This is a genomic window from Phenylobacterium sp. (assembly GCF_037189685.1).
Classification (GTDB): domain Bacteria; phylum Pseudomonadota; class Alphaproteobacteria; order Caulobacterales; family Caulobacteraceae; genus Phenylobacterium.
In genome coordinates this window covers 125,768-145,777 of record NZ_JBBCIT010000010.1, presented here as the reverse complement: position 1 = coordinate 145,777, position 20,010 = coordinate 125,768, and the positions used below count along the sequence as shown (strand labels likewise).

11 protein-coding genes are annotated in these 20,010 nt (G+C 68.9%); 8 read left to right on the top strand and 3 right to left on the bottom strand.

Annotated features, from left to right (window positions below; translation table 11 throughout):
• Positions 1-7: 7 nt before the first annotated feature.
• On the bottom strand, positions 8-1,333 hold the full coding sequence (locus WG212_RS06820) for an acyl-CoA dehydrogenase family protein (RefSeq protein ID WP_337186328.1): 1,326 nt from the start codon (positions 1,331-1,333) through the stop codon (positions 8-10).
• Positions 1,334-1,611: 278 nt separating this feature from the next.
• On the opposite strand from WG212_RS06820, the gene WG212_RS06815 reads away from it, so the two are divergent.
• The 4 genes from WG212_RS06815 (at position 1,612) to WG212_RS06800 (ending at position 8,392) form a co-directional block, all read left to right on the top strand.
• Entirely contained in the window at positions 1,612-3,945 is a 2,334-nt protein-coding gene (locus WG212_RS06815) for a TonB-dependent receptor (protein WP_337186327.1), read from the top strand.
• A gap of 113 nt (positions 3,946-4,058) precedes the next feature.
• The gene (locus WG212_RS06810; protein WP_337186326.1) at positions 4,059-5,054 is read left to right on the top strand and encodes a LysR family transcriptional regulator; all 996 of its coding nucleotides are present in this window, start codon (positions 4,059-4,061) and stop codon (positions 5,052-5,054) included.
• Positions 5,055-5,169: 115 nt separating this feature from the next.
• On the top strand, positions 5,170-6,849 hold the full coding sequence (locus tag WG212_RS06805) for a class I adenylate-forming enzyme family protein (RefSeq protein ID WP_337186325.1): 1,680 nt from the start codon (positions 5,170-5,172) through the stop codon (positions 6,847-6,849).
• A gap of 97 nt (positions 6,850-6,946) precedes the next feature.
• The gene (locus WG212_RS06800; RefSeq protein WP_337186324.1) at positions 6,947-8,392 is read left to right on the top strand and encodes a sulfatase-like hydrolase/transferase; all 1,446 of its coding nucleotides are present in this window, start codon (positions 6,947-6,949) and stop codon (positions 8,390-8,392) included.
• Positions 8,393-8,483: 91 nt separating this feature from the next.
• On the opposite strand, the gene WG212_RS06795 is transcribed toward WG212_RS06800, so the two are convergent.
• On the bottom strand, positions 8,484-9,443 hold the full coding sequence (locus tag WG212_RS06795) for a phosphoribosylaminoimidazolesuccinocarboxamide synthase (protein ID WP_337186323.1): 960 nt from the start codon (positions 9,441-9,443) through the stop codon (positions 8,484-8,486).
• A 417-nt stretch (positions 9,444-9,860) separates the two neighbouring features.
• Between WG212_RS06795 and WG212_RS06790 the strand changes: the two genes are divergently transcribed.
• Positions 9,861-11,360: an MFS transporter gene (locus WG212_RS06790; protein WP_337186322.1), complete on the top strand. Its 1,500-nt coding sequence runs from the start codon at positions 9,861-9,863 to the stop codon at positions 11,358-11,360.
• 6 nt (positions 11,361-11,366) lie between these two features.
• Positions 11,367-14,651 (top strand): carboxyl transferase domain-containing protein, encoded by a 3,285-nt coding sequence (locus WG212_RS06785; protein WP_337186321.1) that lies wholly within the window; start codon positions 11,367-11,369, stop codon positions 14,649-14,651.
• A 56-nt stretch (positions 14,652-14,707) separates the two neighbouring features.
• On the opposite strand, the gene WG212_RS06780 is transcribed toward WG212_RS06785, so the two are convergent.
• Positions 14,708-16,330: an AMP-binding protein gene (locus tag WG212_RS06780; protein ID WP_337186320.1), complete on the bottom strand. Its 1,623-nt coding sequence runs from the start codon at positions 16,328-16,330 to the stop codon at positions 14,708-14,710.
• Between the two features lie 160 nt (positions 16,331-16,490).
• Between WG212_RS06780 and WG212_RS06775 the strand changes: the two genes are divergently transcribed.
• Together WG212_RS06775 and WG212_RS06770 are read left to right on the top strand one after the other, a co-directional pair.
• A complete protein-coding gene (locus WG212_RS06775; RefSeq protein ID WP_337186319.1) occupies positions 16,491-19,043 on the top strand; it encodes a TonB-dependent receptor in 2,553 nt (850 codons plus the stop codon).
• A gap of 24 nt (positions 19,044-19,067) precedes the next feature.
• A complete protein-coding gene (locus WG212_RS06770; RefSeq protein ID WP_337186318.1) occupies positions 19,068-19,958 on the top strand; it encodes a phytanoyl-CoA dioxygenase family protein in 891 nt (296 codons plus the stop codon).
• Positions 19,959-20,010 lie beyond the last annotated feature (52 nt).

Genomic DNA, 20,010 nt, shown 5'->3' with positions numbered 1-20,010 from the left:
GGCGCGCCTAGGACCGGAACACCGACGCCAGCGACGGATCCGTCGGCGTCTCGCGGTACTGCTGCAGCTCGTTGCGGCCCACGACCATGTGGTGGACCTCGTCCGGCCCGTCGGCGATGCGTAGGGTCCGGGTCTTGGCCCAGAGGTCGGCCAGAGGCGTATGCTGCGAGACGCCCAGCGCGCCGTGCATCTGGATCGCCTGGTCGATGATATCGCAGACCCGCTCGGGGACCATCGCCTTCACCATGTGGATCCAGATGCGGGCCTCGCGGTTGCCCAGCACGTCCATCGCCTTGGCCGCCTTGAGCACCATCAGGCGCATCGCCTCCAGTTCGATGCGCGCGCGGCTGACGATCTCGAGGTTGCCGCCGAGCTGGATGATCGGCTTGCCGAACGCCACGCGGGTCAGGCCGCGGGCGACCATCAGGTCCAGCGCCTTCTCGCCGCGGCCGATGGCGCGCATGCAGTGGTGGATGCGGCCGGGGCCCAGGCGAAGCTGGCTGATCTCGAAGCCGCGGCCTTCGCCCAGCAGCATGTTCGAGGCCGGCACGCGGGCGTTGTCGAACCGGATGTGCATGTGGCCGTGCGGCGCGTCGTAGTCGCCGAATACCTGCTGGCCGCCGACGATCTCCACGCCCTCGGTCGGCAGGGGCACCAGGATCTGTGAAAGCTGAAGGTGCGGCGGGGCGTGCTCCTCGCCCGTCCTGACCATGCAGATCATGACCTTGCAGCGCGGGTCGCCGGCGCCCGAGATGTAGTGCTTCTCCCCGCTGATGACGTACTCGTCGCCGACGCGGACGGCGCGGGTGTCGATGTTCTTGGCGTCCGAACTGGCGGTGTTCAGCTCGGTCATGCAGTAAGCCGACCGGATCTCGCCTTCCAGGAGCGGCTCCAGCCACTGCTTCTTCTGCTCGGGCGTGCCGACGCGCTCCAGGACCTCCATGTTGCCGGTATCGGGCGCCGAGCAGTTCATCGCCGGCGAGGCCAGGTGGTTCTTCCCGAGCTCGAAGGCGATGTAGGCGTAGTCGAGGTTGGACAGGCCCTCGCCGGTCTCGGCGTTCGGCAGGAAGAAGTTCCACAGGCCCGCGGCCTTGGCCTTGTCCTTGGCGGCTTCCAGAACCTCGAGCTGGCCCGGAGCATGCCGCCAGATGTCCGGCCGGCCCTCGCCCAGGCGATGGAATTCCACGGACATCGGATCGACGACGTCGCGGATGAAGGCCTTGACCTGATCGTAGAGCGGCACGGCCCGATCCGACATCCGCAGGTCGTTCAGAGCGTCCTGCGGGCGCAGGCCGAAGCCCGACGTCGCGCGATCTTGTAGGCCGGGCCCCATGTGCGTCCTGTTCCCCAATGGCGTATCCGGCTCTGGTGGCGGGCCCCGCCCGCGGCGGCCGTCATCCGCACTGCGTCCCGAGGCTAGCGCCGGCCATCGACGGCGGGGATAGAAGAAGGTTGGGGGCAGTCATGCATCCGGAACATGGTCCCGCTCACCAGCGTACTGCGGGCGGCGCCCCTGCCTGGGAGCTATGACCCCGGCCAAATGCTTTCGCTACGGGGTATGGCCTGCGATCCGTACACTCCCTTCCAATGAATAATCGTCGGGAGGAAGTGATGATCAAGCTACGGGCTCGCCTTGCCGCCAGCACGGCGCTGGTGTTCGCGTCGTCGTTCTTCGGCATGGCGCAGGCTCAGGAGAGCGCCGCCGTCGAGGAGGTCGTCGTCACCGCGCAGAAGCGGGCCGAGAACGTTCAGGATGTCCCGATCTCGGTGACGGCCTTCAGCGGCGAGACGCTGGAAGCCGCCGGCGTGCAGGATGTCCGCGACCTTCGCCGGATCACGCCGAGCCTCTACCTGGCGACCTCGTCCAACACCAGCAACACCCGGATCATGATGCGCGGCGTCGGCACGAGCGGGAACACCGCGGTCGAGCCGAGCGTCGCCACCTTCGTCGACGGGGTCTATGTCCCGCGCATCGGATCCCTGCTCGCGGGGCTCAACGACATCGGCTCGGTGGAAGTGCTCCGCGGTCCGCAGGGCACCCTGTTCGGACGCAACGCGTCGATGGGCGCCGTGCTGATCCGCACCCAGGCCCCGGGCGACGTGATTTCGGGGGAGGCGTCCGCTACGGTCGGAACCTATGGCGTGCGCCGGTTCGCGGCGGCCGGCGACCTGCCGATCTCCGACACGCTGAAGACCCGCGTCTCGTTGCTGGGCTACAAGGGCGACGGGTTCGGCCGAAACGATCTCACCGGCAAACGCATGGGCCGCAACGACGGCTTCTCCGCCCGCGCGGCGGTGGAATGGAACATCACGCCCGAAGTGACCTGGAATCTGCGGGGCGACTACCAGAACCTCAGCGGGGACGGGTACAACACCATCACGGTGGTCGCCGACACCGTGACCCCGCAGACGCTGGCGAATTGGCAGACGCGGCTGGATCCGGACGGCGCGGGGCCCCTGGTCGGGGTGCTTCCCTATACCTCCGACACCTATTCGCGACGGGTGCGCCAGTCCACCGAGGGCGACCTCAAGGACTATCAGACGGGGGTCGCTAGCGACCTGACCTGGGACATGGCGGGCGGGTATCAGCTCAAGCTGATCAGCGGCTATCGCGACTGGAAGAACATCCAGTACCAGGTCTCGAACGGGAACATACCGCTGGAGCTTCAGCGCCGCACCACCTTCGCCGACAGCCAGAACCATTCGCAGGAGTTGCAACTGCTGTCGCCGGACACGCTGTTCGGCGGGCGGTTCAATTTCGTCGCCGGCCTCTTCTATTACGAGGAGGCCTACGACATCGGCCAGAACATCGACCTCACGCGGGACTTCTGTGAGGTCTTCCTCCGCAACACGGCGACCGCGGCGCGCCTCAACCAGTGCCGGACCAATCCCCTTGAGGGGGCGTCGTTCTATGTGTTCACCCAGGACACGGAGTCGGTCGCGGCCTACGTCCAGGGTGCGTTCAAGCTCAGCGAGCAGTTCAGCGTCACCGGAGGGCTCCGCTACTCGGAGGATGAGAAGATCGCGACCTTCCGGGCGTTGACGCGAAATCCCGCGGCCGCGCAGGCGGCGGAATCGACCGACATGTCGCTGAAGGAGGACAAGGTCACATGGCGGGTCAGCGGCGCGTATCGGCCGAGCGACGACGTGATGATCTTCGCCAGCTACTCGACGGGCTTCAAATCCGGGGGATTCGACTCCGCGCCGGCGACAGGAACTCCCTCTACCGCCTTCGCCCGGACCTTCCAGGCGGAGACGGTCGAGAATTGGGAGCTGGGGGTGAAGTCGCAGCTCTTCGACCGCCGGCTGGTCGCCAATGCGACGCTGTTCCGGACCGAGATCGATGACCTGCAGTTCCGGAGCTATGACGGACTGCAGTTCCGGACCCGCAACAACGGCAAGGCCCGCCAGCAGGGGATCGAGTTCGAGACGGTGGCGCGACCGATTCCGCCGCTGACCCTGACCCTGGCGGGGACGTTGCTCGACTCCGAATACCTCGACTTCCGGGGCGCGCCCGGGTTGCCGGGGCTCGGCGGGGACCAGGACCTGACCGGGCAGCGGCTGCCCTACTCGCCGAAATGGCAGGGCGCGGCGTCGGCGCAGTACATCGGCGACCTCTCCAACGGCATGTCGTGGCTCGTCCGTGCGGACCTGAGCTTCACCAGCCGCGCCAATCTCGCCACGGCAGGCGACAACAATCCGGACGCCGACCAGAGCGGCTACGCCGTCCTCGGCGGGCGGATCGCGCTGCGTGGCCCCATGCAGACGTGGGAGCTCGCCATGATCGGCCAGAACCTCACCAACAAGGCGTTCTGCACGGGGATCTTCAACCAGCCCAACAACGCCGCCTTCGGCCTCAACAACGCCGTGACCGGCGCCACGGCCCTGCGATGCACGCTCAACGATCCGCGGCAGGCGGCGGTCGAGGCGCGGGTGCGCTTCTAAGGGGCCCCGCCGCACGGTGGGGTGATCTCCCCCGCTCGCCGTGTGTCGTCGCGCGCGGACGGCCTCGGCGCGAGGCCGTCCGCCATGTCTTCAGGACCGGAAAGGGGCCGCCCTTGAACCAGCCGGACAGGGGGTCGAGCCTTGTGGCTCGCTCTTGCAACGCTTACCCAAACCGAATGGATGTCCGACATGCTCGGCAGATACTCGAGATCTGGAGGCGAAAGAGTCTCGGCGGGGCCGCGCGCGCGCTGAAGATCTCCCAGCCGACGCTGAGCCGCAGCCTGGCCCGCGTCGAGGATCAACTGGGGGTCACGCTCTTCGAGCGCGGTCCCAACGGCGCGACGCCGACCACCTACGCCGAGTACATCGTCTCGCGCATCGCGCCCGCGTTGGAACGCATGGACGCCCTGGCGATGGAGGTCCAGCAGATGGCGCGCGGCGAAGCCGGGCGCCTGCGCATCGGGGCCGCGCCTCTCGCCCGCGCCACGATCCTGGAGGACGTCTGTCTCGAGGTGTCCCGGCGCTTTCCGAACCTGCGCGTGCAGGTCTCGCTCGATCCCGCCGAAGCGCTCGCCCAGAAGCTGGTGGGTCGTCAGCTCGACATCGCCTTCTCGTCCTCCGAAATCCTGACCTCCGAGGCCCTCCGCCATGACCCGGAGGCCCGGGCGTTTTCGCTGTTCGCATACGACACTCGCTTCCACGCCCATCATGAACACCCGATCGTGGCTCTGGAGGGCGAACTCACGGCCGACGATGTGCTGGCCTATCCGATCGCCTCGCTCTCGATCTCGCGCACGCTGCGCGAGTCGTTTCCGGTTTCCCTGACCGACGCCCAGAACGGACATCTGCGCGCGCTGCAGACCGGCGACTACGGCCTGCTGCGCCGGGTGGTGGCGGAAGGGCGGGCGATCGGCTTTGGCCCGGCGCCGCTGTTCGAGCGCGATGTCCGGGAAGGGCGGATCGTCTCGCTGCGGTTCGGCGCCGTGCGGGAGCGCCGCGGCATTGCGCTCCTGATGCCGGAATACCTGCAGTCGCCCCTGGCGCGGCAGATCATCGACATCGCCATCCAGGCGGCGCGCCGCATGGATGGGGTTCGCGATCCCGGCTGATCGCCCCATGCATCCGGAACATGGCGCCGGACAAACTTTCGCAGCAGCGCGGGGCAGCGTCCGGGCGCAAGCTGCGCCGAAGAGATCGAAGGATTCCGGGGGAAAAGGGGGGGACATGACGCGCGACGAGGCCCTCGCCCGCCTGACCGGGCCCGGCGAAGCCTACGAACTCATCGAACGCGAGGTGCTCGGTCGGCGCTGCCGCGTGTTCCGGAACGCGCCGGAATCGCTTCGGGAGCTGTTCGAGGCCACCGCGTCCGATGCGCCGTTCCTGGCCTTCGAGGACGAACGCTTCACCTTCTTGCAGACCTGGACGCGGGCGCGGAGCCTGGCGACCTGGCTCGCCCGGGACGCCGGCGTCGGCCGCGGCGATCGCGTCGCCATCGCCATGCGCAACTATCCGGAATGGATGATCGCATTCCAGGCGATCACCGCGATCGGGGCGGTGGCCGTGGCCCTCAACGCCCTGTGGACGCCGCAGGAACTGGCGTTCGGGGTCGCCGATTCCGGCGCCCGGGTGTTGATCGCGGACCCCGAACGCATCCGGCGCTGGCGGGAGGCCGGCGGCGGAGCGGAGGTTCGGGTCGTCGGAGTCCGGCTGTCCGAGCCGCAGCCGGACGTCACGCCCTGGCCGACGACCGCGAGCGGTCGCGACCTGCCGCCCGACCTGCCGGCCGCGCCCTGTGCCGATGACGATGCGACCATCCTCTACACCTCCGGGAGCACGGGCCGGCCCAAGGGTGTGGTCTCCACGCACCGCAACATCCTCAGCGCGCTGCTCTCGTGGGAGCTGGACGTCAAGGTGGCGGAGCTGCGCGGCGGCGGGGCGCCCGTCGCGCCTGTCGCACGGCCGGCGGCCCTGCTGGCCATCCCGCTCTTCCATGTGACCGGCCTGCACTCGGTCTTCCTGAGCTCGTTCAGGGCCCAGCGGCGGGTGGTGTCGATGTATCGGTGGGATCCCGCCGTCGCCGCAGACCTGATCGCCCGCGAGGAGATCTCCCAGATCAATGCGCCGGCCGCCGTGACCGGGGACCTGCTGGAGCACCTTCGTCGCACCGGCCGTGACCTGCCGTCGCTTCGTCTCGTGGGCGGTGGCGGCGCGGCCCGTGCGCCCGAGCAGGTGCGTGCGATCCCCGAGGTGTTGCCCGCCGCCTTGCCGGTTACCGGATGGGGGATGACGGAAACCAACGCCATCGGCGCGGGGATCCGCGGCCGGGACTACCTTGATCATCCGGGCAGCGTCGGCCAGGCGGCGGCCGTTCTCGACCTCCGCGTGAAGAACGAGGCGGGCGACCCTGGCGCGCCGGGCGAACTGCAGGTCCGCGGCGCCTCGGTCATGCGGGGATACTGGGGACGCCCGGACGCGGACGCCGAGGTCTTCGACGGAGAGTGGCTGCGCACCGGCGACGTCGCCCGGATCGACCCGGACGGCTACGTCTGGATCGTCGACCGCATCAAGGACCTGATCATCCGGGGCGGCGAGAACATCGCCTGCGCGACGGTGGAGGCGGCGCTTCTCGAGCATCCGATGATCCTCGAAGCGGCGGTCTTCGCGGCGCCGGACGCGCGACTGGGCGAGGTCGTGGGCGCCGCGATCTTCACGCGCGCCGCGGTCTCCGCCGGCGAACTCGGGCGCTTTCTGGAGGGGCGGCTGGCGCATTTCGAGATGCCGGCGCACCTCTGGGTCCATGCCGGCCCGCTCCCGCGCACGGCTTCGGGCAAGCTCTTCAAGCACGACATCCGCGACGCGATCCTGAACGGCGCGCCGGCCTATCGGCGACTGCCCCATGCGTGAGCCGTTCGAGACCCTCGCTCAGATATCCGCCCAGCCTGCCGCCCGGTCTCCCCGCCGCGGAGCCGCAGCGTCCGGACCTTTCCAAAGGAGCAAGACCATGTCGCCGAAGCGTCCGCGCCAGCGCCTCTCGTGGATGGCCGCCGCGTGCGGGCTGGCCATCGCTGTCGCGACGGGCGCAGATCCTGCCGTCGCGAGATCGGCGAAAGGCCCCAACATCATCGTCATCGTGGCGGATGATCTCGGCTATGGCGACCTGTCGAGCTACGGGGCGCCGTACAGCACACCGAACATCGACCGTCTCGCGAGCGACGGCGTGCGTTTCACCCAGGGCTATGCGACGGCCGCGCTCTGCAGCCCGTCGCGGGCGGCGCTGATGACCGGGCGCTACCAGCAGAGGTTCGGCCACGAATACCAGCTCTACGACAACGTGCGCGACGGGGTCGATGCGGCGCAGCCGACGCTGGCCCGCAGCCTGCGTGCGGCCGGCTACCGGACGGCGCTCTACGGCAAGTGGCACCTGGGGATGGCGCCCGAGCGGCAGCCGCAGCAGATGGGCTTCGACGAGTTCTTCGGAATCCTGGGGGGACAGGCGCCCTACGCCTCCCAGACGCGGCCCGACGTGGTGTCCAGTCCCCCGCCCGTTGTCCAGCCGAGGACCTATGCCGTCACGCCCACGAGCAGGTACCAGGAGAACGGCCGGCCGGTGGACATGCCGGACTACGCGACGAACGCCTTCACCGATCACGCCCTGCGCTTCATCGACCGGAACAAGGACGGGCCGTTCTTCCTGATGCTGACCTACACGGCGCCGCACACGCCGTTGCAGGCGACGCAGGCTCAACTGGCGAAGATGGCTGAGATCCGGGATCCGGAGATGCGGCTGTACCGCGCCGTGATCAACGAGCTCGACGCCGGTGTCGGGCAGATCCGCGAGCGGCTCGCCGCACACGGTCTGACGAACGACACGATGATCGTCTTCGTCAGCGACAACGGCTGTCCCGACTACGTCCGCGAGGTCTGCTCGAACGAGCCGCTGAACGCCTGGAAACGCTACCTGACCGAAGGCGGCGTTCGCGTGCCGTACCTGATGGCCTGGCCGGGAAGGATCCCGGGCGGTCAGACCTACGCGAACGTCGTCAGCACGCTGGACATATTTCCGACGGCCGTCGCGGCGGCGGGCGCGGCGGGCGATCCCGAAAGGCCCACGGACGGCCGCAATCTGCTGCCGTTCGTCCAGGGCCTCGACAAGGGCCGTCCGCACGAGCGGCTCTACTGGCGGTCGCTCCCCTCCTACGCGATCCGTGACGGCGATTGGAAGCTGCTGGTCAACGCCAACCCGAAAGGCGAGACGGTGACGATGCTCTTCAATCTCGCGGACGACCAATCCGAGGCGAAGGACCTCTCGGCCCGGCGCCCGGAGGTCGTCGCGCGCCTGAACCAGGCGTGGAAGGCCTGGAGCGACGGCCTGGGCGCGCCGCGCTGGCCGACGGCCAAGGCGTTCGACGTGGAAATCAACGGCGTCCCGGTGCGGACCACCAACTGACGGCGCCGGCGGTCACGCGACCGCCTTTCCGTGGGCGAAGCGACGCTTCAACCGCAGGCGGCCGGGCCGGCGCCTCGAGCGAATTCCCGGTTCAGGGGCGGTAGCGCGCGAGGTTGCGGCGGATGCGATCCAGCACCGGTTCGCCCGTCGCCGGCGCCTGAAACGTCTGGCCCGTGATCGTCTCGAACGCTTCGACATAGACTTTCGAGGCGCCGTCGATGAGTTCGGCCGGGATCGCGGGAATGGGATCGACGTAGGGGTCGCATCGGGCCGCGACCCAACTGCGCACGTAGTCCTTGTCGAACGAGTCCGGGCGTTCGCCGGCCGCGAACTTCGCCGGATAGGTTTCGCCGATCCAATAGCGACTGGAGTCCGGGGTGTGGATCTCGTCGGCCAGGACGATCCGGCCTTCCGCGTCGAGCCCGAACTCGTACTTCGTGTCGACCAGGATCAACCCCCGCTCCGCGGCGAGGCGCCGGCCGCGATCGAACAGCGCCAGGGCGTAGGCCGAGACGGTCTCCCACTGCCTGGCCGTCAGCAGCCCGCGGGCCAGGATCTCGTCCGGCGTCAGCGGCTCGTCGTGCCCGCCGTCGAACGCCTTGCTGGTGGGGGTGATGATGGGTTGCGGCAGGCGCACATTGTCGCGCAGGCCGTCCGGCAAGGTGTGGCCGTACAGGCTGCGCCGGCCTTGCTTGTAGAGGCTCAGGATCGAGGTGCCGGTCGTTCCGGCCAGATAGTCCCGCACCACGATCTCGACCGGCAGGATGGTGAGCCGCCGTCCTACGACCACATTGGGATCGGGATAGTCCAGGACGTGGTTCGGGCAGATGTCCGCCGTCTTCTCGAACCAGTACCGGGCCGTCTGGGTCAGCACCTGACCCTTGTAGGGTATGGCCGCCAGGATGCGGTCGAAGGCGCTGAGCCGATCCGAAGCGATGAGGATGAGCCGCCCATCGGCCAGGTCGTAGGTGTCCCTCACCTTGCCCCGATAGGGGTTCGGGAACTCGGGAAGGATGGCCTCGGCAAGGACGGGCGGCGCGGCGGAGTGCATAGGCCGGGTATTGCAGCGCAGTCGAGCGCGTCAAGGCGGAGTCGGTTGTCTGCCCTTCGGTGATCACGCCAAGCGTGAACGCTTCTTCGGAAGAATTCCGAAGAACGGGAGACGTCCCAGCAGGCGATGAAGTTTGCTGTCGGTTCCGTCTGGACGCGCACCGACGGGTGGCCGCACGAGGCTTGCGGCCGAAATGATAACACGTTACCAATCTTGGCGCGGCGTTCCTCCCCGCTGCGAAACTCGAGGGACGCGGGACGACGTCTCCGTCTCTGGGCGGCTCTTTCCCTGAGAGCCGCCCGATTTCGGCGATCTGGGGAAGGTGGCGCTTTGACAGGTTCCGCTTGACCGGACACCTCCGGGTCGGCGTTACTGGTAACAAATTACCAACAATATCCGGCCGGGACGGGGACGATCATGGCAAGCGCGGTGGAGGCGGCGGGCGACCGAAAGCCGGCGAATCTTGCGAAGGGCGACGGGCGCCTGCCGCTCGCCACCAAGCTCAGCTACGGTCTGGGCGAAGCGGCCGAGGGGGTGAAGACCGCCACCCTCGAGACGTTCCTGTTCTTCTTCTACGTGCAGGTCGTGGGCCTGTCGGGCTCGCTCACGGGCCTAGCCCTGCTGATCGCCCTGGTGTTCGACGGGATCACCGATCCGATCATCGGCAACATCTCGGACAACTTCCGCTCGCGCCTGGGCCGGCGTCACCCGTTCCTCTACCTGGCGCCTGTCCCGCTCGCGATCTGCCTGTTCCTGCTCTTCAGTCCGCCGGACACGCTGAGCCAGTGGGGGCTGTTCGCCTGGCTGCTGGGATTCACCGCGGTGGGGCGGCTGATGCAGTCGTTCTACTTCGTGCCCCACATGGCCCTGGGCGCGGAGCTGAGCAGCGACTTCAAGGAGCGGGTTTCGGTCAGCGGCTACCGGGCGATGTTCGCCTACATCGGGCGGCTGACGGTCCTCGGGCTGGCCTTCAGCCTCTTCTTCCGCCCTACCGAGGCGTTCCCGAACGGACAGCTCAATCCCGACGCCTACCAGCCCCTGGCGCTGATCTGCGGCGCCATCGTGATCGTGGTGATCTTCGCCTCGGCCCTGGGCACCCAGCGCCGCGCCCAGGAAGGATATGCGCGCGGTACGGCGAACGGCAGCCTGGCCACGGGGAGCGGCGGCCTGATCCGCAACCTGCTCACGGCGTTCCGGCTGAAGGCGTTCACGATCTACTTCGTGGCGATCCTGATCTCGTACGTGCTGGGCGGCGTGCAGGCGGCGCTCAACATCCACCTGAACACCTATTTCTGGAGGTTGCCGCCGACGGGCGTCCAGGCGGTTCTGGTGGCCAACGTCTTCGGCTTCATGGCCGGGGCCTTCATCGCCCGGGCGCTGGCGCACCGGTTCGACAAGAAGCCGGTCTATGTGGCCTGCGTGGTCTTCTCGGTCATTGTTCCGGCGGCCACGATCGGCCTGGGGCTGGCGGGCGTCATACCGCTGGACGACAAAGGCCTGCTGACCGTCATCCTGGCGACCAGCACCTTCGTGTCGGGCTTCATCGGCGGCCCGGCCGTCGTGGTGGCGGGGGCCATGCTGGCCGATGTGGCCGACGCCTACCACCATCGGTTCCGCGGGCGATCCGAGGGCTTCCTGTTCGGCGCGAGTGCGTTCACGCGCAAGGCTTCGCTGGGCGTGGGCGGCGCGATTGCGGGTGTGGCGCTGGATGTGATCCGGTTTCCCCGCGGCGTTCCGGTCGACGCCGTGCCGCACGAAGCGACGGTGCAACTGGCCGTCCTCTACGGCCCCGCCATGCTGATCTTCACCTGCATCTCGATGAGCATCATGTGGGCCTATCCGCTCAGCCGGCAGCGGCACGCCGAGATCCTGGCCGACCTGGAGCGCGAGGAACGCGCCGCGACGCAAGGGCAGTAGGATTTCATGCGCAAGCTTCTGATCGCCAACCGTGGCGAGATCGCCATCCGCATCGCGCGTACGGCCGCGCGGCTGGGCATTCCGACGGTCGCCGTGCATTCCGAGGACGACGCCCGCGCCCTGCACGTACGCCGGGCGGACGAGACCATCGCGCTGAACGGCGTCGGCCCGGCCGCATATCTGGATGCGGCGGGCCTCCTGGCGGCCGCCGCGGCCGCCGGCGCCGACGCCATCCATCCCGGCTACGGCTTCCTGAGCGAGTCGGCGGCGTTCGCCCGCGCCTGCGTCGACGCCGGCCTGACCTGCGTGGGTCCCGATCCCGAGACCTTGGACGCCTTCGGCGACAAGGCCGCCGCCCGCGAGATCGCCCGTCGCTGTGGCGTCGCCACCCTGGACGGCACGCAGGGGCCCACCAGCCTGGCCGAGGCGGCGGCGTTCCTGCGCGACCTGGGGCCTGGCGGCGCCGTGATGGTCAAGGCGGTGGCGGGCGGCGGCGGGCGAGGCATGCGGCCGGTCGAGCGGCCCGAGGATCTGGCCGCGGCCTATGAACGCTGCGCGTCCGAGGCGCTGTCCGCCTTTGGCGTGGCGGACCTGTATGTCGAGCGGCTGATGCCCTGCGCCCGTCATATCGAGGTGCAGATTCTGGGCGACGGATCGGGACGCGTCGTCCACCTGTGGGATCGCGACTGCAGCGTCCAGCGCCAGCGCCAGAAGATCGTCGAACTGGCGCCCGCCCGAGGACTGGAGCCCGCGGTGCGCCTGCGGCTGCTGGAGGCGGCGGTCGAACTGGGTCGGGCGGTGCGCTATCGCGGGGTCGGCACGATCGAGTTCCTGGTGGAGCCGGGCGGCGGGCACGCCTTCATTGAAGCCAACGCCCGGCTCCAGGTGGAGCATACCGTCACCGAAGCGGTCACGGGCCTGGATCTCGTCGACCTCCAGCTCGCCGTGGCCGGCGGGCGCAGCCTGGCCGACCTGGGTCTCGCCGATGGCCCGCCCCCTGTGCGCGGCGTTGCGGTCCAGGCCCGGGTGAACCTGGAGCGGATGGCCGACGACGGCACGGCGCGTCCGGCCGGCGGCGTCCTGGCCGCCTACGAGCCGCCGTCGGGCGCCGGCGTCCGCGTGGATGGCTTCGGCTACGCCGGATATGCGACCAGCGTCCGGTTCGATTCCCTGCTGGCCAAGGTGATCGTCCACGACGCGGCCGGCGACGCGGCCGCGCTCTATCGCGCCGCCGACCGGGCGCTGGCCGAGTTCCGGATCGAAGGCGCGCCGACCAACATTCCGTTCCTGCGGGCCATCCTGCGCGATCCGGTCTTCGTGGCGGGGGACTGGACCACCGCGCTCATGGAGACGCGGGCCGGAGAACTGGCCGCGGCGGCCGAACGTCCGGCGCCCGCGGTGAACTTCGAGCTGGACGCCCCGAGCGCCGCTGGCGCCCGGGCGATCGACGTGGTGGGGCCGCCCGGAACGCAGGCGGTCGCGGCGCCCCTTCAGGGAACGGTGGTCAGCCTCGCCGTCGCGGCCGGGGCGGAGGTCCGGGCGAACGAGCCTGTCGCGGTGCTGGAGGCCATGAAGATGGAGCACCTCGTCGCCGCCGGCGTCGACGGGGTCGTGCGCCTCCACGCGGTGGCGGTGGGCGACACCGTGGCGGAAGGCCAGAGCCTGGTGTTCGTCGAGCCGGCCGACCTCGGCGAGGCGGCGGCCGACGACGGTGACGCCATCGACCTCGACCATATCCGCCCCGACCTGCGCGAGGTCCTGGACCGGCACGACCTCCTGCTCGACGCCGCCCGCCCCGAGGCGGTGGCCAAGCGGCGCAAGCTGGGCTTCCGCACCGCGCGGGAGAACGTGGACGATCTGTGCGACCCCGGCTCGTTCGTGGAGTACGGCGGGCTGGTCATCGCCGGGCGCCGGCTGCGCAATCCGGTCGAGGAGCTCATCCGCACGACGCCGGCCGACGGCATGGTGACCGGGATCGGGCGGGTGAACGGCGACATCTTCGGCCCCGAAGCGTCGCGCTGCGTGGTCATGTCATACGACTACATGGTGCTGGCCGGCACCCAGGGCATGAAGAACCACGAGAAGACCGACCGGCTGTTCGAACTGGCCGAAACGTGGCGGCTGCCGGTCATCTACTTCTCGGAGAGCGGCGGCGGGCGGCCGGGCGACACGGACCGCGTCTCGGGCGGCGGCATCTTCAACGTCAAGGCGTTCATGCTGCAGGGCCGGCTCAGCGCGCTGGTGCCGCAGATCGGGATCACCAACGGCCGCTGCTTCGCCGGCGCGGCGGTGCTGCTGGGCTGTTGCGACGTCATCATCGCCACCGAGGGCTCCACGATCGGGGTCGGCGGCCCCGCGGTGATCGAGGGTGGCGGGCTCGGCGTCTATACGCCCGACGAGGTGGGGCCGCTCTCGGTGCAGGTTCCCGGCGGGGTGGTGGATATCGTGGTCCGCGACGAGGCCGAGGCGGTGGAGGCGGCCAAGCGCTACCTCTCCTACTTCCAGGGGCGGCTCCCGACCTGGTCGTGCGCCGACCAGCGGCGGCTGCGCCATCTGATCCCCGAGAACCGGGTGCGGGTCTACGACATCCGCGAGGTGATCGGGACCCTGGCCGACGAGGGCACGGTGCTGGAACTGCGCAAGGGTTTCGGACTGGGCATGGTCACCGCCCTCGCGCGCATCGAGGGCCGGCCGGTCGGGATCATCGCCAACAATCCGGCGCACCTGGGCGGCGCCGTGGATTCGGAAGCCGCCGACAAGGCCGCGCGCTTCATGCAGCTCTGCGACGCCTTCGATATTCCCCTGGTGGTGCTGGCCGATACGCCCGGCAACATGGTGGGTCCCGAGGCCGAGAAGACCGGGCTGATCCGCCATTGCTGCCGCATGTTCGTGACGGGTCCCAACCTGACCGTTCCCGTCTTCACCGTCGTGCTGCGCAAGGGCTACGGCCTGGGCATCCTGGCGATGGCCGGCGGCTGCTCGCACGCTTCGTTCTTCACGGTCGCCTGGCCGACCGGCGAGTTCGGCGGGATGAACCTGGAGGGCTCGGTGAAGCTGGGCTACCGCAAGGAGCTGGAAGCCATCGCCGACGTCGAGGAACGCGAGGCCGCCTTCCAGAAGATGGTGGCCAGCGCCTACGAGCAGGGCAAGGCGCTGAACGTGGCCATGGGTTTCGATTTCGACGACGTGATCGATCCGGCCGAGACGCGCGCGTGGATCGTCGCTGGCCTCGAAAGCACGCCCATGCCCAGGCGCGAAGGCAAGAAGCGGCCCTTCATCGACACCTGGTGAGCAAGCCACGGCCGGGGCGGCGAGGCGGGGCGGCCCGCCGCGCGCCCGGACCGCCTTCAGCGGGGGACTTCGATTCCGGCCGCCTCGCGATCCCAGACGTCGGGACCGAGACCTGCCTCGCGCAGCACCTTCTTCCGCACCTTCTGGGTGGGCGTGAGGGGCAGGGCGTCCATGAAGGCGACGTAGCGAGGCACCATGAAGCGCGGCATGCGCGGGATCAGCCAGCGGATCAGGTCCTCCGCCGAGAGCGGATGGCCGGCGACTCGCTGGACCACGATCTTGATCTCCTCGTCGGCGCCTGCGCGATCGGCCTTCCTGACGGCTACGGCGGCCGAGAGCGCCACCGAGGGGTGGGCGTTGACGTAGGCCTCGACCTCGAAGCTCGAGATGTTCTCGCCGCGGCGGCGGATCGCGTCCTTGATCCGGTCCAGGAAGAAGTAGTTGCCGTCGGTGTCGCGGTACATGGCGTCGCCCGTGTGGAACCAGCCGTTGCGCCACGCCTCGGCGGTGGCCTCGGGATTGTTGAGGTAGCCCGCGTTCATCACCCAGGGACGGTCGGCGCGGAGGATCAGTTCGCCGGGCTGGCCGTCGGGCAGCGGCTGATCGTTGTCGTCGACGATACGGGCGTCGTAGCCCTCGCGCAGCACGCCGCAGCTCATCCGCCCCGCCTCGTCGTGGACGACGGCGTCCCAGTCACGGAACTGGATGGGCGAGCTGACCTCGGTCATGTTGAACACCCCGAAGCGCCGGCAGCCGAACCGGCGCGCGAACGACTCCGCCGCAGGATCGCGATAGGGGGTGAGCAGGAACTTCAGGGGCTGTCGTGCGTCGTCCGGACGCTCGGGTTCGGCCAGCCAGTCATGTACGACGCCGCCGACGGTGACGCCGAACTCGCGGTATTCGGAGGCCACGGCGCTGCGGCTTATGAAGGGACGCATCAGGTGGCGGCCGCCGCAGAGGGCCGCAAGGTAGGGGAACACCTTCGCGCCCACGTGATAGGTCGGGCCGGCGTTGTAGACGACCTCGTCAGGCCCGAAGTCCTCCACCCGGAACGACCCCGTCACCATCGCGTGCATCTGGGCCCAGGGCAGGCGCACGGCCTTGGACGGCCCCGTGGTGCCCGAGGTGAAGAGCACGTTCATGATGTCCCACGGCGCGGGGATTTCCAGGTCGGCCGGCGCCTCGGCGCCGGCGAGGAAGGCTTCGCCTCCCGTCACCTCGAACCTTGCGCACGGCCGGGCCGGGCCATCGATCACCACGACGGCGCGGAGATGCTCGAGCCGGTCGGCCACCTCGGCGATCCGGTCGAGGAACCGGTCCAGGACCAGCGCGACCGGCGCCTGGGTGAGGTTGAGGGCGTGGGCCAGGAGGTCGCTGCGATAGTCGGTGTTGACCGGCGCCTCGACGGCGCCCAGCCAGGCCAGCCCCAGCCATCCCAGGAGGGACTCGATGGTGTTGTACTGCATGGTCACGACGTGGTCGCCCGCGGTCACCCCCGCCCGCCGCCAGGCGCCCGCCCACCTCTGCGCCGTGGAGACGGTCTCGGCATAGGTGAGGGTGCGCTTCTCGATGTCGATCACATAGGTCCTGTCCGGCGTGGACCCGGCCCGCTCCACCAGGGTGCGGATGAGACTCACGTCGGGGGTCCGCGCCATCTCCATCGTGCTGTCTGAGCGCATGCTTCCTCCTGCGGGGGCGTTCGGACGGGCTGTTTTCAACGCCTTGCCTGCCCGGGAATAACGCGTTACCTTCGGGCAATAAAACACGTTACCACCCATTGAGCCAGAACCCAGACAGGCGTTCCGGAGGCTCGGGCGGGGATAAACAGAGGGGGAATTCATGATCACCAGAAAGTTCGCGCTCCAATGCGGTTCGGCCATCGGCGCTCTCGTCGCCAGCCTTGCGGGACCGTCCGCGTTCGCCGAGGTCGTGGCTGACACGCCGTCGGCGACGTCGCTCGATGAGGTCATCGTCACCGCCCGCCGGCGCGAGGAGAATCTCCAGGACGTGCCGGCCGCCGTGACCGCGGTCAGCGGGCAGGGGCTGCAGGACCGCCAGATCTACAACGCCAGCGACCTTCAGGTCGTGATCCCCTCGCTGTCGGTCGGCGGGGCGAACTCGGTGTTCAGCCGCAACTCGGCAAACTATTCGATCCGCGGCATCGGCCAGGGCCTGTTCGGCGGTGGGTCGGTCACCTCGTACTTCGCCGAAGCGCCTTTCGGCCCGACGGGGCCATCGATGCCGTTCTTCGACATCGGCTCGGTGCAGGTGCTGAAGGGGCCGCAGGGCACCCTGTTCGGTCGCGCGACGGCCGGCGGCGCCGTTCTGATCGGTCCCAATGCGCCGACCGCCGACGACTTCTACGGCTCGGTCAACGGCAAGTTCGGGAACCTCGACCGCAGCGACCTGAACCTGGTGCTGAACGTGCCGATCATCGAGGACGCGCTCGCGTTCCGCCTGGCGCTGAACCGCACTCACCGCAAGGGCTATGTCGAAAACACCATCACGGGCCAGCACATGGACGGCGACGACAGCCGCTCGCTGCGCGCAAGCCTGCTGTTCAAACCGGCCGACTGGTTCAGGAACACCCTCTTCTACAACCACTACGACTTCGACTCGACGACCGCCGCCCGGGTCACGATCGGCGCCAACCTGGGTCTCGCGAACCTGAACCGCAATGCCGCCGCCTTCGCCGCGGTCTGTGGCCAGGCGGTGCAGTTCGGCTTCTCGGCCGACGTGGCGACCTGCCAGGCGCAGCGGGTGCAGATCCTCGCCGACATCCGCGCGGCCCTGGTGACCGAGGTCGAGAACAGCCGCCAGGGCGGAGACAACCTGCGCCGGATGACCACGGGCACGGCCTATCCGAACCGCGAGTACATCAATCGCCACGACCTGGTGAACACGACCGAGATCACCCTGCCGTCGGTGGGGGCCTTCGAGTTCGGCGTGAAGAACATCTTCAGCTTCCAGCAGGCCCGCAACCTCGTGGCCGGCAACTACTCGGCCACGCCGTTCGACCTCAACGCCTCGGCGTTCGGCACCTCCAGCCAGTCGCAGTGGATCAACGGCCGGCTGGTGGGCGACACCGGCAAGTTCAACAAGACCTTCACCAACGAATTCCAGCTCAACGGCTCGGTCTACGACAACGCCCTGATCTGGATCGCGGGCTACTACTATCAGAACCAGCCCGTGTCCGAGGGGCTGCGCGGCAGCACCAACCTCAACCGCACGTTCGGGGGGGTGGGCACGCCCAACCTGGGGCCCATCTCGGCGACGCCGATGGCGCTGGCCGGCCACAACCGCGAGACCGCCTACTTCGGACAGTTCACCGCCGACCTGGGCCGGGTGGGCCTGGACGGGCTGAAGTTCACCGCGGGGTACCGCAAGACCCATACCGAGGTGACGAACATCAGCGCCGCGGCGGTGGTTTCCTATCCGTCCGGCCTGGTGACGCCGGGCGCCGTCAGCCGCTCGGTCACCAAGGGGAGCGGCCCAGGCTACACCTTCGCGCTGGATTGGAAGGTCAACGACGACCTGCTCGTCTACGCGACGCGCCGGCGGGGCTACAAGCCGGGCGGCCTCAACACGATCCAGGGCGCGGCCGCCGTTCCCGGTTTCGTGCCGCAGTACGAGCCGGAATCGGTGATCGACACCGAGATCGGCGCCAAGCTGGACTTCTTCCTGGGCGCCGCCCGCGGCCGCCTGAACGTCGCCGCCTACAAGGACGACTACTCGAATATCCAGCGGGGCGTGAACGCGATCACCCCGGCCGGCCAGAACATCGCGTTCACGGCCAATGTGGCGGCGGCGACGATCAAGGGCTTCGAGGCCGAAGGCTTCCTGATGCTCGACCGGCTGAGCCTCATCGGCACCTACAGCTACACCGACGCCGAATACACGAAGTGGACGGGTTCGGATCCCCTGGGCGCCGCGCCGGCCGGAACCAACATCGACCTGTCGAACAACCCGTTCGCCAACACGCCGAAGCACAAGCTCAGCCTCACGGCGCAATACGACGTGCCGATGCAGGAGGAGTACGGAGCGCTGAAGGGCTCGGTGACGGCCTCATGGCAGTCGCGGTCGTGGCTGAGCGACCAGGCCCAGCGCTACATCGAGGTGTATTCCAACAACCCGACCGTCATCCTGGCCGAAGGCTCGATGAAGGATACGGTGTCGGAACCGGGCTTCCTCGTGATGAGCGCGCGGCTCGACTGGACCGGCGTCTTCGGGCGCGAGGACATCGACGCCGGGCTGTTCGTCAAGAACCTCACGGACAAGACCTACGCCTTCGCCGGCGCGCTCGCCCTGCAGAGCCTGGGGGTCGCCCAGAAGCTGTACGCCGAGCCGCGGACGTTCGGGGTGGAACTCACCTATCGCTTCGGCGCCCGCTAGCGGGCCGGGGAAGGGGAACCGACCATGAGAATCTCGGATTGCGGGGCGTCGCCTCACGCCGACGCCATCATGCGTGAGATCGCGCTCTACGACCTGTTCGAGCATGTGGTGGAGCTCGAGGCCTATGGGTTCACCGTCGTGCCGCCGGAAAAGATCCGGTCGGCCGACGGTTTCGCGGGACGGCTCCGCGACGCCATGCTGCGGACCTGCGAGAAGCGGAACGGGATCCCGATCGGCGATCCGCTGACGGCCTCGCCGTCGAAGGCGGCGATCGACCCCAACAAGTGGGACGTGCTCGAGGAGGACGAGGTCTTCGTCGAGGCCGCGACGAACCCGGTGATGCTGGCGCTCGTCCGCTGGCTGCTGGGCGAGAGCGCCATCCTCTCGGGGCAGACCTGGATCATCAAGGGGCGCGAAGGGCGCACCCACGCGCTGCACAGCGACTCCCACGGCATCCCGCCCGGCGGCGGCAGTATCGCCCACATGTGCAATGCGTCCTGGCTCTGCACCGACTATGCGAGCGAGGAGGATGGCCCCACCATCTTCGCACCGGGCAGTCACAAGTACGGACGGGCCACCCTGCCGTACGAGGCCGACATGGAGACCTCGCCGATCCGCACCGTGCCGCTGATCGCCAGGGCCGGTTCTCTGGCCATCTGGAACGGCGCCACCTGGCACGGTTCGCTGCCGCGCAACAAGGACGGCCTCAGGATCACCCTGGTCCAGAACTACATGCGGACCTACATGCGCCCGCAGGCCCTCTACGACCGCACGGTCTCGTCCCAGCTCCGGCAGAAGTATCCCGAACTGGACCGGCTCGTGGGCCGGCCCCTGTATCCCTATGTCGACCCGCAGAACGTGGACGGAGAGCGCGTGGCGCCCTTCATCCACACGGGAACAGACCCCTACGCCTGACGCGCGTCCGCAGACCCGGGGCCCCTCAGGGGCGCCCGGGAAGGGGCGCCCG

What these genes read in the sequence shown, in the direction of transcription:
- WG212_RS06820 (WP_337186328.1), bottom strand. Translation starts at nt 1,333, where the DNA reads ATGGGGCCCGGCCTACAAGATCGCGCGACGTCGGGCTTCGGCCTGCGC.
- WG212_RS06805 (WP_337186325.1), top strand. Translation starts at nt 5,170, where the DNA reads ATGACGCGCGACGAGGCCCTCGCCCGCCTGACCGGGCCCGGCGAAGCC.
- WG212_RS06795 (WP_337186323.1), bottom strand. Translation starts at nt 9,443, where the DNA reads ATGCACTCCGCCGCGCCGCCCGTCCTTGCCGAGGCCATCCTTCCCGAG.
- WG212_RS06790 (WP_337186322.1), top strand. Translation starts at nt 9,861, where the DNA reads ATGGCAAGCGCGGTGGAGGCGGCGGGCGACCGAAAGCCGGCGAATCTT.
- WG212_RS06815 (WP_337186327.1), top strand. Translation starts at nt 1,612, where the DNA reads ATGATCAAGCTACGGGCTCGCCTTGCCGCCAGCACGGCGCTGGTGTTC.
- WG212_RS06800 (WP_337186324.1), top strand. Translation starts at nt 6,947, where the DNA reads ATGTCGCCGAAGCGTCCGCGCCAGCGCCTCTCGTGGATGGCCGCCGCG.
- WG212_RS06780 (WP_337186320.1), bottom strand. Translation starts at nt 16,330, where the DNA reads ATGCGCTCAGACAGCACGATGGAGATGGCGCGGACCCCCGACGTGAGT.
- WG212_RS06785 (WP_337186321.1), top strand. Translation starts at nt 11,367, where the DNA reads ATGCGCAAGCTTCTGATCGCCAACCGTGGCGAGATCGCCATCCGCATC.
- WG212_RS06770 (WP_337186318.1), top strand. Translation starts at nt 19,068, where the DNA reads ATGAGAATCTCGGATTGCGGGGCGTCGCCTCACGCCGACGCCATCATG.
- WG212_RS06775 (WP_337186319.1), top strand. Translation starts at nt 16,491, where the DNA reads ATGATCACCAGAAAGTTCGCGCTCCAATGCGGTTCGGCCATCGGCGCT.